The organism is Bacillus sp. AY18-3 (assembly GCF_008042305.1).
GTDB classification, from domain to species: domain Bacteria; phylum Bacillota; class Bacilli; order Bacillales; family Bacillaceae_G; genus Bacillus_A; species Bacillus_A wiedmannii.
In genome coordinates this window covers 288819-303750 of the sequence record NZ_QKQR01000013.1, presented here as the reverse complement: position 1 = coordinate 303750, position 14932 = coordinate 288819, and the positions used below count along the sequence as shown (strand labels likewise).

Here is a 14932-nt window from a genome sequence, read left to right as displayed (position 1 = left end):
ATGTTGTTCTATAATTTAGAATATACTAAATATCCCGAGGAGGGAATACTTTGGATAGCAAAAATACACAAGAAGTGTTAGATTTAAGCTTTTATCGAATGGCTAAAGATGCGTATAAATCAGATAAAGAGTTAAGAAATGAAATTACAGTGAATAATGCGAATGATGATACTTTACAAACATGGAAGGTCCGTGAAACATTCCACGACAAACAAACCGGAATGGACGCAGTAGTCTTTGAACGAGATGTCGATGGGAAAAAGCAAGTTATGGTAGCTTTCCGAGGTACAGAAGGGGATAAAATTATAGAGAAAAACTCTTTAGGCATTCCGATGAAGCCAGGGGAAGGTATGAAGGATTTAAAAACGGATACCAATCATTTTGTATTACGAGAAGGTGTTCATGAACCAGCAGCACCTCCTGTCGCAGGGACTGAGAATGAATGTTCAAAGAAATATTGGAATGAAGAGAATCAGCGCTGGGAAACACATAATCAATTCGAACAAGCTGAAAGGGTCATGAAACAAGTAACGGATACATACAAGGACAGGGATGATGTGGAGATATATACGACGGGTCATTCGTTAGGGGGAGCGTTAGCGGAATATGCAGCGGCATCTAATGACAATGTAAGATGTATGTCATGGAATGCGCCGAGTGCAAAACATTTGTTACCGCCTGATTTACAAGAAAGAGCAAATAATGGTGAGTTTAATAATAGAATTGTAAGTGTTGTTCACGGAAATGATTCAATTGGCTATGGACCATTTGGTGCATATGAAAGTCATATAGGATCGACTTATGCGGTAACCCCACCAATTTCGAAAGAAGAAATGTCAAAGCTATCATTACAGCAAAAGCTTGGGATGGATGTTACTCGATTTTTGAATTCGATAAGTGGCCCTGGTTATCATTATCAAACAGATCAGAACTTCCGGTTTGGAGAGAATGGGTCTTTATCCAATAAATACTTGTTAAATGTAGACACGAATGAAAGAGTTTATGATTCACCAGGCGCGTTATTAGGCGGGGGAGAAATTCGTGTAGTGGTAGAGAATTTAGAACAAGCCGTAAGAGATATGAAGCGAAACGCACAAGAATTTCAAGATAGAGTACCGAGGTTAATTTCTAATATGATGACACTATTAGAAACGGCTGAAAGTAGACGAGTAGAAGCTAAAGTAAATAATATACGTGCACATGTAGAGCATTTAAGTTTTTGGTACATACGAACAGCAACGGAAATTTCAGATTTTATTGAGAAGAAAGCCGATGATTATAAGAAGACGGATCAACAATATTAAGGGAGAAGATTAGGATGCCGAGAATTTACTTAAATGAAGAAGCATTGAACCAAGCTTTACAACAATTTGACCATATGATTCAAGACTTAAATCATAATAAAAGAGTTGTAAGTAATGTACATAATTTACTCTTATCAAGCTGGTCGCAACTTGGAGTGGGGAAGAAGGCTATTAGCGATTTAGAATCTTTTAAAAAAGATATCGAAAGAAGGATGGAAGAATTAGAGTCTGATAAAAGAGAGTTAAAGGGTGCGATTGATTTATTAAAAGCGCTAGATCAAAGTTATGATTACATGGGGCCTAAATATTAAATTACAAGAAGCACTCACAAAGGTGCTTTTTGTAGTCATTATTAAGGGATATGATCCTAGATCCATAATGTAGATTGAAAAGTAATATACAGTTTTGAATCAAACTTGCAAACGATGATTTTTCATTTTATAATTTATTTACCGACCGGTAAGTAAAAATAAGTGAGGTACAGTATGACAAAGAATTTACAAACATCGCAAAACATTGTAGAGGCATCATTTAAACTTATGGCAGAGCACGGCATTGAGAAGATGAGCCTTTCCATGATTGCGAAAGAGGTAGGTATTTCAAAACCGGCTATTTATTATCATTTTTCTTCTAAAGAAGCGTTAGTCGATATTTTATTTGAAGAAATTTTCTCTGGGTATCATTTCGTGAGTTATTTCGATAAAGAACAATATACGAAAGAAAACTTTGCAGAAAAGTTAATTGCTGATGGTTTACATATGCTCTCTGAGTATGAAGGGCAAGAAGGAATATTACGCGTTATAAATGAATTTATCGTAACTGCATCGCGAAATGAAAAGTATCAGAAACGCTTATTTGAAATACAAGAAGATTTCTTAAATGGTTTCCACGATTTATTGAAGAAAGGTGTAGAACTTGACGTTGTGTCACAACAGGCAACGGAAGAAAATGCTCATACGTTAGCGCTCGTAATCGATAATATGAGTAATTACATGTTAATGGGGTTCCAGTTAAAGTATAAAGAAATTTGGATTCGAAATGTGAAAAACGTCTTGAAGGAGGAATAAAAGTGAAAATGCAAAAAAACTGGTGGCTCGGTTTTCTCGGATTTATTGGGATTTATAAAATTCCAGGTATGATTGAAGCTTTTCAAGCAGATGGAAGTTGGATGAAGTTAATTGGCTTCATTTGGCTACTTTGGTTCGGATATTTTATTCCTGAGAAGAAAGAAGATTAAATTTCAATTTTATGTAAAGTTATGTAAAATATAGATTGAGAGTATTCGTATATTAGATTACTAGATTTGGAGTGGTTACATGGATCCATTGAAAAATGAAATTAACCCTGACATGGTCAAGGTGTGGAAAGTTCGTGCTGTAATTGAAGAAGGAATCGGTATTCTCGTCATGTTAGCTTACCTTTTCCTCATGATAAAGTTTGATTGGTGGGCGTGGATTTTGTATGTAATGATTGGGCTAACAGTTGTGTTCGCACCATTTTCGTACTTTTTATTCCCGAAACTACGTCAACGTTATTACAGTTATCAATTAAATGAAGAAGAACTTGAAATTCAGCACGGTCTTTTCGTCGTAAAGCGCGTATTAGTACCGATGATTCGTGTACAGCACGTGACGATTGAACAAGGTCCAATTATGAGAAAATATGGATTAGCAGAATTACACATTTCAACAGCGGCAACTTCTCACAGCATCCCAGGCTTAACGATGTATGAAGCAGAAATGTTGAAAACGAAAATCGCAGAATTAGCGAAAGTGAGTGATGAGGATGTATAAGAGGCAGCATCCAATCACGATGTTATTAGAATTAAAAATAACAGACTTTATACCACTCGTTATTTTCATGTTTAGTTTAAATGGAAAATTCCCGTTTTGGTATTTAATTCCCGCTGCATTCGGTTTACTCACTGTTTTTTCAGCGTTTGAAAAATGGTATTACACAACGTATTGGGTTGAAAATAACGTATTACATGTAAAACAAGGGCTCTTTGTGAAGAAGGAGAGCTACTTAAATAAAGAACGTGTTCAAACGATTAATACAAGTTCTAACGTGCTATATCAAATGCTTCGCTTAAAAAAGATTCAAATCGAAACAGCAGGCGGAGGCGACGATGCAGAAGTAAGCTTAGCTGGCATTACAGTAGAAGAAGCAACAGAGCTTATTGCAATGCTAAATGATCCAACTTTAGAAGTGAAAGCAGAAGAAACATTAGACGAAGCAACGGAAAATGCAGTAGAAAAAGAAATCGTAACAGAGGAAAAGCAAGCGGCTGAATATAAATTAACTTGGAAAGAAATTTTGCTAGCGTCTGTTACATCTGGTCAGTTTGGACTATTATTCTCATTAATCTTTTTCGTGTATCACCAAGTAGATGAGTACATTCCGAAATGGATAGAGAATGGCGTCAAGTCGTATGTAATGGAACATGATATATATGGCTGGATTTTCATGATAGCTATTTTGATTGTCCTTTCATGGATTATATCGACAATCGGTTATGCGCTAAAACATGGAGATTTCACAGTGAATCGAAGAAATGATGAAGTCCGCATTTCGCAAGGATTACTTGAGAAAAAAGAACTCGTCCTAAAATTGCACCGCATTCAAGGTATTACGATAAAAGAAAGTATTTTACGTCAGCCATTCGGTTATTGTGCTGTACAAGTAGAAGTGATTCAAGGTAAAGGACTGGGTGACGAGAAAGAAAAAGTTACACTGCATCCTATCATTCGAAAAGATCGCGTACAACAGTTACTCGCACATTTACAACTACCATATGAACTGAATACAAACATTATTTCATTACCAAAAGCAGCATTACGTCGTTACTTAATTGATAGTTTTATATTCTTCGCAATGCTAGCAATCCCGCTTACTGGAATAAGTATATACTTTGAAAAGTATTACATCATGTGGGCATTCATTCCGCTCGCGTTCCTCATCTTTACACTTGGATACGCAACATTTAAAACAAATGGTTACAGTGTAAACGGAGAGCAAATTACGCTTGTATATCGCAGCGTCGGAAAATATACAGGACTTGTTAGAAGAAGGCACGTCCAATCAATGGAAAAGACACAATCCTATTTCCAGCGCCGTGCGGATTTATGTACGTACAAATTCTCTAACGCATCATCGGATTATAAATTAGAGCATACGAGAGTAGAAGATGCGGAGAGAATGCAGGATTGGTATAAGAAGAGAATGAGTGAGAATTAACTTGAAAAAGCTTGCCTATTATGAAAGGCAGGCTTTTTTTATTATAGGAAAATGAGTGGCTTAATTCATATATTAGTAAAGCTACAGCGCACATATATCAATACATATCAAAAAAGGTAGTATGCTTCTATTTCAGGGAAATCTGTGGAATTTTTGATATAAATGGTATACTAATATAGAAAAAGTATTAGGAGGCTATATATGATAAGTCAGTTAAAAAGAGAAGCACTTGATGCATTAAAAGGAAAATGGGGATTAGCGGTAGGGGCAACCTTATTGGTTGGAATCCTTATTGGAGCTGTTGAAATTTTAACTACAGGTATTTTCTCGATATTTTGGGGTTGGGAAGAAGCAAATGAGTCACTTACAGTAACTATTATTGCAATGTTTATTATCGGGCCGTTAACAGTAGGTGCTTCTTATTTTGTTTTAAATGTAATTCGCGGGACTAATGCTCGTATTGGTCATATATTTAGATGGTTTAACGATGGAAGTAAGTTTATGAAATCGTTTTTAACATATTTACTAATGAATGTGTACTTGGTTCTATGGACATTACTTCTTATTATTCCAGGTATTATTAAATCATTTTCTTATTCTATGACATATTTTATTTTGAATGATCATCCAGAATATACAGCGAATCAAGCGATTACTGAAAGCCGTCGTATGATGAATGGACATAAAATGGATTACTTTTTACTATGCTTAAGTTTCTTAGGTTGGTTCATTTTAAGTATTCTTACTTTAGGAATCGGTTTCTTATGGTTAGTACCTTATTTCTACACGACATCAGCTGCATTTTATGAAGAGATTTCAAAAGAATATTATAAAAAAGAAGACACTACTTTCTAATAACCACCTATCCCCTAAAGAATATAGGGCACAGATAGTTTAGATGTTCTGTTTATGGGGAGCACTTCAGGATAAGGTATAGGTTTTTATATAAAAATTCTGCCCTCTATGTTTTAGCATAGAGGGCTATTTTTTCATGTGAAAATAATGAATAATATATGTGAAACAAAAAAGCGAGGTGAATGAGAGTGAGCAAGTTTTTAATTCCGTATTCATTTTCTATATTAAGTTTCTTTATTTCAGTAACGGCACTTGATTTATATGATAGGATAGGAAAAAATGATGAGATGACTTCGCCAAACATAATTGGAAAGATAATTCAATCTACTGCGCAAATGGGAGTCCTTACATTGTATTTCGGAGTACCTATCATTTTAGGTGGCTGTCTACTTGGGGAATTATTGTTTAGAGGTATCATTTTACGATTTAAACTAAGCTATATTATATCTTTATTATTATATTTACTTTTAGCTTGTAGTATTGTTTCAGTAACAGTTGGGATTCCAACTACATATGAAGATTCTAATATTTTTTTCATGGGAATAACTATGATTTGCGCTGTTACATTCTTTGTGGGCCGGAATATATCGGAAAAAACAAGTTAATAATGGAGTGACAGAATGAAATACACTTGTCCATGCTGCGGGTATAAAACAATAGAAGAAGAACCACCAGGTACATATGAAATTTGTAATATATGTTATTGGGAAGATGATGAGGTCCAGTTTAACGATCCTGACTATGAAGGTGGAGCGAATGAAGTCTCGTTAAGACAAGCACAGAAAAACTTCATTGCATTTGGTGCTTGCGAGGAATGTTTTGTTGGATCAGTTAGAAAGCCGACTAGTGAAGATGTGAAGGATGCTAGTTGGAAGCAAATTTAGTAAGTAAAATGTTATTACTCAATTTATCAGGAGTAATAACATTTTTTTATGCAATGATGAAAGAATTAACGCCGTCTTATAAGATAAAATAGTAAAGATGATACAGTAATAGGAAGGCCAGTATCCAGAAAAGCTTCTAAATAAAAGGATAGAAAATCTCTGTCATTAAACCACATAAAGAATAAATGATTGTAGGAAATACCTAACAGTATAAATAAAGGAATACCGATCTTTAATTCGTGACTTCCTTTTATTTTTCTATAACAAAATTCACCTAATAAACAACCGATAAGAACAGGAATGCTTCCAAGAATTGAAAACATTATAATAGATACCCAAATTGGTCCCCATGAATCCGTATAATTTGGAATGCGTGCATATGGTAAAACATTCACTGTTATAGAGAAAACTAATAAGCATATTAAATAACTAAGAGAAAATTTTTCTAATGGAATCATCCTTATAAAAGTTCACTTTATTTTTATGAACATATAAACCTCTTTGAATTATAGATTAAATATATAAGGATAATCAATTTGTATGCATTTCATGTTTATGGATATATTTTCAACGAATATAATTGTATAGATGTATAGTCAATCGTGAGTGTTTGATGTTATCATATTGAATGATATGGAAATTTTTAATAGAAGAAGCAACGAACAATTCAAAGGTAATGAAGCCTTTGTTGTATAAAGAAAATATTTATTATTACTCAGTGATATTAAAAATAAGATACGTATTTATATAAATTTAGTAGAAATGGGGGTTTTAAAAAGGAATGAGTATAAGTATAACAAGGCAAAAAATTTTAGCGGCCGCTTCTCAAATTGTGCAATGTAAAGGGGTTGCTAAGTTAACCTTAGAAGCGGTAGCAAAAGAGGCGGGGATAAGTAAAGGTGGATTGTTGTATCACTTTTCAACTAAAGAAGCTTTAATAGAGGGCATGATACTCAAAGGGACGGAGGAGTATCAAGACGCTATTCACAATAAAGTAGCGGAGGACTTAGAGAAGAAAGGAAGGTGGGTACGTTCTTTTGTAGAGGAAAGATTAAGTAATGAGGGAAGAGTAGAAGAGCTGGGTAGTAGTATGATGGCAGCATTAATGCTAAAGCCTGAATTACTTGAACCGTTAAAACAATCATTTCAGCAACTGCAAAATAAAATAGAAAATGATGAGATAGATTCAGTTTGTGCCACAATTATTAGATTAGCGGCAGATGGATTATGGTATTCGGAATATTTAGGGGTTGGAAGACTAAGCCCCGAATTAAGAGAAAAAGTGATTCAAGCTCTTATTTTTAATTCATATAAATAGAATATACGAACTATATAATGTAAAACAATTCACCATTGCTTATTTAATGCACTGGTGAATTGTTTTTTTTTATTAGAAAAATAGAACAATTTCATAGAGTATTGAATTATAACCGTCCAGACGGTATAGTAATATTTGGTTTAAGAGGAAAATGAAACAAAAAAAGAATAAAAAATATTTTTAGCACACTATTCGAAAGGATAGGCCGCAAAGCTTAGAGTCTACGGTAATACATATTGGTTACTAAGATCGTCTGGTTGCACATTTTTGATGCAACCGGACGGTCTTTTTTTTGTTATATAAATATAAAAAATAGGAGGGAATTATGCAAATGAAAAGTACTAAGAGGCATATTTCGATGGTTTCATTAGTTTTTCTAGTATTATTTTCAGTGCTAAATGTGTGGGCTCCAGTTATTCAAGCCGCTGTGATAAAAAATCCAGTGGACGAGATTAATATCTCCCGTACTGATGGTACAACGTCTGAACCATATCAAGCCTCAGATGGCATGAAAGTAGAAGTGAAGTGGTCAGCTAAAGAAAAAATAAAAAGTGGAGATCAATTCACAATTGATATGCCAAAAGAATTTAGAAAAGATCTTATGAATATGAGTTTTCCTTTAAAAGATGCTGAAGGAAAAACAGTTGGTACATGTGAGATGAAAAAAGGTCTATTGACATGTACTATGGGTGATTACGTAGAAGGAAAGAATAACGTTAAAGGTTCTTTATTCGTAGAATTCTACTTTGGGCTAGAAGCATATGATGGTGTCAAAGAAATTCCATTAGAATTTAACGTTGATGGTCAAATCGTTAATAAAGAAGTAAGTGTAAATAATACGACAGAGAGACCGAAGCCACATCCCAATACAGATAATCTATTGAAATGGGGTTCTTATAATCAAGAAGATCCATCCATTGCTGATTGGCTTGTATATGTAAATGCAACTGGAACAGAAATGCAAGATCTTAAATTAACAGACACATTAGGACCTGGGCATGAATTAATTACAGATAGCTTAGTATTAGAAGAGGCTGTATTTGAAGATGGCTATGCACCAACAAATATTAAGCCAGCAGATTTATCTAAAATTAAAATCAAAGCAACGAAAACTGGATTTACAATTGAATTTCCAGACAGTTCAAAAGGTTATATTTTAAGATATAAAACAAAGATTACCAATCCCGCTGCAAAGCCTCATAAAAATACAGTAAAATTAGAAGGCAAAAATATTAAAACTGAAGAAAAAGTAGGAGAAGTATTCGTAAGTGGTGGGGGAGGAACTGGTTCAGGCGACGATCATCCACCTAGTATTGAAAAGAATATAGTTGATGAGAGTGGTAAGCTTGTAGAGAATCAGCAGTTAGCGCAAATGGATCAACCTATTCAATATCAAGTTGGTACACATATACCAAACGATCCTCCTAAATACACATCTATGGTAATTAGTGATGATTTAGAAGATGTATTAGAAGTATTAGAGGCAAAAGTGTATGATCAAAATGGCCAAGATATTACTTCTAAAGGAACACTAAAGATAGATAAACAAAAAAGTGAAGTAACATTTACGTTCGGTGAGAGTTTTGACTATAAGTCATATGAAGACCAGATAATTAACCTTAGTATTAAGGCGAAAATTAAAGCTAATGCAGACTTATCTTCTTACGTAGATAAGAAGATTCCTAATAAGGCAGAATTACATTTTGATGATAATAATTTAACATCGAATGAAGTAACTGTTACGCCGCCTGAACCTCCAAAAGATGGTACAGTAGCAATTCATAAAATAGATGCTGAGGATCCGACTAAAGGGTTAACAGGTGCCGAATTTGAAGTTCGAGATAGTGAGGATAAGGTTGTTGCAGTACTGAAAACAGGCGAAAAAGGTTTTTCAGCACCTCAAACTTTAGCTCCTGGGATGTATAAAGTTTATGAAAAAGTAGCACCTGGGGGATATCAAAAATTAACAAGTCCGGTAGAGGTTACACTTCAAGCTGGAGAAACAAAAGCAATTGAAATTAAAAATACTTTGCAAAAGGGTCAAATTGAATTAAAGAAAATTGATTCAGAAAATGGTGAAAAACCATTAGCAAATGCAGAGTTTGATATAGTAAAAGACGGTGTAGTAGTTGAGCATATTATTACAGATAAAGATGGTAAGGCAATTTCTAAACCGTTAGCGCCAGGAAAATATATTTTAAAAGAAACGAAAGCGCCTGAAGGATACCAATTAAAAGAAACAGAATTCGAAGTAAATGTAACAGGGGACGGTATATTCCCGATAACAGTAGAAAATGCAATGACAGACAAAGGTAATGTAGAAATTACAAAGGTGGACAAAGAAAACGGTTCAGTATTAGCGGGTGTCGAATTTGAAGTCCAAGACGAGAAAGGTGAAGTAGTAAGAAAAGTAACGACGGATAAAGAAGGAAAGGCAAACGTTTCAGATCTTTCAGTAGGAAAGTACAAATTAGTAGAGACGAAAAGCTTACCAGGTTACAAGAAACTAACAGAGCCAGTATCGTTTGAAATTACAAAAGGTATGACGAAAGTCCTATCATTAAAAGTAGAGAATGAACAGTTAGAAAACGGTTCAGTAGAAATTACAAAAGTGGATAAAGATAGCCAGAAAGCATTAAAAGGCGTAGTTTTCGAAGTACGAGATGAAAAAGATAAAGTAGTCAAAGAGGTAACAACAGATAAAGAAGGAAAAGCAAACGTTTCAGATCTTTCAGTAGGAAAGTACAAATTAGTAGAGACGAAAAGCTTACCAGGTTATAAGAAACTAACAGAGCCAGTGTCATTTGAAATTACAAAAGGTATGACGAAAGTCCTATTATTAAAAGTAGAGAATGAACAGTTAGATAAAGGTTCAGTAGAAATCACAAAAGTAGATAAAGACAGCCAGAAAGCATTAAAAGGCGTAGTCTTCGAAGTACGAGATGAAAAAGATAAAGTAGTAAAAGAAGTAACAACAGATAAAGATGGAAAAGCAACAATTGATGATTTATCAGTAGGAAAGTATAAATTAGTAGAAAAAGAAAGTTTACCAGGTTATAAGAAATTAATAGAGCCGGTATCGTTTGAAATTACAAAAGGCATGACCGAGGTCTTATCATTAAAAATAGAAAATGAAATGGTAGATACGGGAAATGTAGAGATAACAAAGATAGATAAAGATAATAAGGCACCGTTAGCGGGAGTAACGTTCGTTGTCCAAGATGAGAAAGGTAACGAAGTTAAAAAAGTAACGACAGATAAAGATGGAAAAGCAAATGTTTCAGATTTATCAGTAGGAAAGTATGAATTAGTAGAGGTAGAAAGTTTACCAGGTTATAAAAAGCTAGAAAAACCAGTATCATTTGAAATCAAAAAAGGCATGACCGAAGTTCTATCATTAAAAGTAGAAAATGAAATGGTGGATACAGGGAATGTAGAGATAACAAAAATAGATAAAGATAGTAAAGCACCATTAGAAAATGTTGTATTTGAAGTACGTGATTTAAAAGGTAAAGTAGTTGCAAAAGTAACAACGGATAAAGAAGGAAAAGCAAACGTTTCAGATTTATCTATTGGGAAGTATGAGTTGGTGGAGGTAGGAACACCAGCAGGATACAAACCACTTGAAAAACCAATTTTATTCGAAATTGAAAAGGGTAGAGTAACAGCGTTAAAGCTAACAGTCGAAAATGAATTAGTGGATACAGGAAATGTAGAAATTACAAAAGTAGACAAAGAAAATAAAGATGCTTTAGCTGATGCAGTATTTGATATTCAAGATGAAGCAGGACAAGTAGTCGCTAAAATAACGACAGATAAAAAAGGACAAGCAAAAGTTACTAATTTATCAGTTGGAACATATAAGTTAGTAGAAGTGAAAGCACCAAAAGGATATAAGCAATTAGTAGATCCGATTACTTTCCAAATTGAAAAAGGCATGACAAAATCTCTTGCTTTAACAGTAGAAAACGAAATGTTAGACAAGGGAAATGTAGAAATCACAAAAGTAGATAAAGATAGTCAAAAAGCATTAGCAGGTGTAGTCTTCGAAGTACAAGACGAACAAGGCAAAGTAGTAACAGAAGTAACGACAGATAAAGAAGGAAAAGCAAAAATCTCAGACTTATCTGTAGGAAAGTACAAATTAGTAGAAAAAGAAAGCTTACCGGGTTACAAAAAATTAACAGAGCCAGTATCATTCGAAATCAAAAAAGGTATGACGAAAGTTTTATCATTGAAAGTAGAGAACGAACTGTTAGATAAAGGTTCAGTAGAAATTACAAAAGTGGACAAAGAAAGTGGCGCGTTATTAGCGGGCGTAACATTCGAAGTGCAAGATGAAAAAGGCAAAGTAGTAACAAAAGTAACGACAGATAAAGAAGGAAAAGCAAAAATTGCTGATTTATCAGTAGGAAAATATAAGCTAGTAGAGGTAGAAAGCTTACCAGGATATAAAAAACTAGCGAAGCCAGTATCATTCGAAATCAAAAAAGGTCTGACAGAAGTTTTATCACTAAAAGTAGAGAATGAACTAGTAGATAAAGGTTCAGTAGAAATTACAAAAGTAGATAAAGATAGTCAAAAAGTATTAGAAGGCGTAGTCTTTGAAATCCAAGATGAAGCAGGCAAAGTAGTAACAAAAGTAACAACAGATAAAGAAGGAAAAGCGAAAATTTCAGATCTATCTGTAGGGAATTACAAACTAGTAGAAGCAGAAAGCTTACCAGGCTACAAAAAGCTAACAGAGCCAGTATCATTCGAAATCAAAAAAGGTATGACAGAAGTCTTATCATTAAAAGTAGAGAATGAACTAGTAGATAAAGGTTCAGTAGAAATTACAAAAGTAGATAAAGATAGTCAAAAAGTATTAGCAGGTGTAGTCTTCGAAGTACAAGATGAAAAAGGCAAAGTAGTAACGGAAGTAAAAACAGATAAAAATGGTAAAGCAAAAATCTCAGACTTATCTGTAGGAAAGTACAAATTAGTAGAGAAAGAAAGCTTACCAGGTTACAAACAATTAACAGAACCAGTATCGTTTGAAATTAAAAAAGGAATGACAGAAGTTCTATTATTAAAAATAGAAAATGAAATGGTAGATAAAGGTTCAGTAGAAATTACAAAAGTAGATAAAGATAGTCAAAAAGTATTAGCAGGTGTAGTCTTTGAAGTTCAAGACGACAAAGGCAAGGTAGTAACGAAAGTAACGACAGATAAAGCTGGAAAAGCAACAGTTGCAGACTTATCAGTAGGAAAGTACAAGCTAGTAGAAGTAGAGAGTTTACCAGGCTACAAAAAATTAGAAAAGCCTGTACCATTTGAAATTACAAAAGGTATGACAAAATCTTTAGCGTTCACTGTAGAAAATGAAATGGTAGATACGGGGAATATAGAAATCACAAAAATAGATAAAGACAGTAAAGCACCATTAGAAAATGTTGTATTTGAAGTACGTGACTCAAAAGGAAAAGTAGTTGCGAAAGTAACAACGGATAAAGAAGGAAAAGCAAACGTTTCAGATTTATCTATTGGAAAGTATGAGTTAGTAGAAGTAGAAACACCAGCAGGATACAAACCACTAGAAAAGCCAATTTCATTCGAAATTGAAAAAGGTAGAGTTACAGCATTACAATTGACTGTAGAAAATGAATTAGTGGATGTAGGAAATGTAGAAATTACAAAAGTAGACAAAGAAACGAAAGATGCTTTAGCTGATGCAGTATTTGAGATTCAAGATGCAGCAGGACAAGTAGTCGCTAAAATAACGACAGATAAAAAAGGACACGCACAAGTTACTAATTTATCAGTTGGCACATACAAGCTAGTAGAAGTAAAAGCACCAAAAGGATATAAGCAATTGGTAGATCCGATTACTTTCCAAATTGAAAAAGGTATGACGAAATCTCTTGCTTTAACAGTAGAAAATGAAATGTTAGACAAGGGAAATGTAGAAGTAACAAAAGTAGATAAAGATAGCCAAAAAGTATTAGAAGGCGTAGTCTTTGAAGTACAAGATGAGCAAGGAAAAGTAGTAACGAAAGTGACAACAGATAAAGAAGGAAAAGCGAAAGTTTCAGATCTATCAGTAGGAAAATACAAATTAGTAGAAACGGAGAGTTTACCAGGTTACAAAAAACTAACAGAACCAGTATCATTCGAAATCAAAAAAGGTCTGACAGAAGTTTTATTACTAAAAGTAGAGAATGAACAGTTAGACAAAGGTTCAGTAGAAATTACAAAAATGGCTGCTGAAAGTAAGAATGTATTATCAGGGGCAGTGTTTGAAGTTCATGACGAAAAAGGAAAAGTAGTAACGAAAGTAACAACAGATAAAGAAGGAAAAGCGAAAGTCTCAGACTTATCTGTAGGTCACTACACACTTGTAGAAGTAGAAGCACCAAAGGGTTATGAAAAATTAACTAATCCAATTCCATTTGAAATTACAAAAGGAATGATAAGTCCAGTTCAATTAGAAGTATTAAACAAATTGACTTCTTTAGCACCACCAGGCCCAGAGAAACCAGAAACGACGGATCCAGAAAAACCAGAAACAACGGATCCAGAAAAACCAGAAACAACGGATCCAGAGAAACCAGAAACAACGGATCCAGAAAAACCAGAAACAACGGATCCAGAAAAACCAGAAACAACGGATCCAGAGAAACCAGAAACAACGGATCCAGAAAAACCAGAAACAACGGATCCAGAAAAACCAGAAACGACGGATCCAGAGAAGCCTGAAAAAGAATTACCGAAGACAGGACAGAAAATGCCTGTGGAACCATATATGGGAGCACTTCTTATTATGATGAGTTTTGGATTGCTCGTATTAGGTAGAAAACAGCAGAGATAATAAAAATGAAAAGGTATCCTCAAAGTATTGGAGGATACCTTTTTTATTTGGCATAAAAAACATTTAGCAAAAGAACTCGATGCAAATAGAAACAAAAAGGAAGAAAAAGTTCGTCCTATTTTCTTAATATGATTATATCAAAAAATAGATATATATATTTAATGTGAAAATAAAAGGTTAAAGGCCTTCGTAATGTTTGGGTGAAAAAAGAGTTATCTATGTAATTAATTTGAGTACTTTAAGAAAGAGGGCTTTTTCCTAAAGTATTCAAAGGATGATAGTCCAATAGCAGGTGGGAGATGAAACTCGTTTTAGCACTGTATTAACACCTTAAAATGTAGATAGGGGGAAAATAATGTAAATAAACTATTGTATGTTTAAAAATCATATGTTACATTTGTGTTACAAAACAATTACAAAACGTAACTTATGTTACGGATTGTTTTCTGTTGCTTTTCGATATGTTACGATTTGAAGTTCATAT

The 14932-nt window shown here is 33.9% G+C and carries 11 protein-coding genes, 1 pseudogene and 1 riboswitch; of the genes and pseudogenes, 11 read left to right on the top strand and 1 reads right to left on the bottom strand.

Annotated elements, in window-relative coordinates; all coding sequences use genetic code 11:
- The first annotated feature begins 98 nt into the window (after positions 1-98).
- The 9 genes and pseudogenes from DM800_RS13095 (at position 99) to DM800_RS13060 (ending at position 6280) form a co-directional block, all read left to right on the top strand.
- Positions 99-1304, top strand: coding sequence for a lipase family protein (locus DM800_RS13095; protein WP_370512866.1), 1206 nt, complete (start codon positions 99-101; stop codon positions 1302-1304).
- Between the two features lie 14 nt (positions 1305-1318).
- Positions 1319-1615, top strand: a complete 297-nt coding sequence (locus DM800_RS13090; RefSeq protein WP_001137435.1) for a hypothetical protein — start codon at positions 1319-1321, stop codon at positions 1613-1615.
- A gap of 174 nt (positions 1616-1789) precedes the next feature.
- Complete coding sequence (locus DM800_RS13085) at positions 1790-2371, top strand: TetR/AcrR family transcriptional regulator (protein WP_147786954.1); 582 nt, start codon at positions 1790-1792, stop codon at positions 2369-2371.
- Positions 2372-2373: 2 nt separating this feature from the next.
- Entirely contained in the window at positions 2374-2541 is a 168-nt protein-coding gene (locus tag DM800_RS29180) for a hypothetical protein (RefSeq protein ID WP_000783808.1), read from the top strand.
- A 79-nt stretch (positions 2542-2620) separates the two neighbouring features.
- Positions 2621-3097: a PH domain-containing protein gene (locus DM800_RS13080; protein ID WP_097845278.1), complete on the top strand. Its 477-nt coding sequence runs from the start codon at positions 2621-2623 to the stop codon at positions 3095-3097.
- Positions 3090-4541: a PH domain-containing protein gene (locus tag DM800_RS13075; protein ID WP_147786953.1), complete on the top strand. Its 1452-nt coding sequence runs from the start codon at positions 3090-3092 to the stop codon at positions 4539-4541. The genes DM800_RS13080 and DM800_RS13075 overlap by 8 nt, the downstream gene beginning before the upstream one ends.
- A 201-nt stretch (positions 4542-4742) precedes the next feature.
- Complete coding sequence (locus tag DM800_RS13070; protein WP_131933761.1) at positions 4743-5396, top strand: DUF975 family protein; 654 nt, start codon at positions 4743-4745, stop codon at positions 5394-5396.
- 182 nt (positions 5397-5578) lie between these two features.
- A pseudogene (locus DM800_RS13065) lies at positions 5579-6020 on the top strand (hypothetical protein).
- Positions 6017-6280, top strand: coding sequence for a CPCC family cysteine-rich protein (locus DM800_RS13060; RefSeq protein ID WP_147786952.1), 264 nt, complete (start codon positions 6017-6019; stop codon positions 6278-6280). The pseudogene DM800_RS13065 and the gene DM800_RS13060 overlap by 4 nt, the downstream one beginning before the upstream one ends.
- 65 nt (positions 6281-6345) lie before the next feature.
- On the opposite strand, the gene DM800_RS13055 is transcribed toward DM800_RS13060, so the two are convergent.
- On the bottom strand, positions 6346-6738 hold the full coding sequence (locus DM800_RS13055; RefSeq protein ID WP_147786951.1) for a hypothetical protein: 393 nt from the start codon (positions 6736-6738) through the stop codon (positions 6346-6348).
- Positions 6739-7061: 323 nt separating this feature from the next.
- Between DM800_RS13055 and DM800_RS13050 the strand changes: the two genes are divergently transcribed.
- On the top strand, positions 7062-7598 hold the full coding sequence (locus tag DM800_RS13050; RefSeq protein ID WP_060489215.1) for a TetR/AcrR family transcriptional regulator: 537 nt from the start codon (positions 7062-7064) through the stop codon (positions 7596-7598).
- 172 nt (positions 7599-7770) lie between these two features.
- A riboswitch (cyclic di-GMP riboswitch) is annotated at positions 7771-7863 on the top strand.
- A 60-nt stretch (positions 7864-7923) separates the two neighbouring features.
- Positions 7924-14448: a SpaA isopeptide-forming pilin-related protein gene (locus DM800_RS13045; protein WP_147786950.1), complete on the top strand. Its 6525-nt coding sequence runs from the start codon at positions 7924-7926 to the stop codon at positions 14446-14448.
- Positions 14449-14932 lie beyond the last annotated feature (484 nt).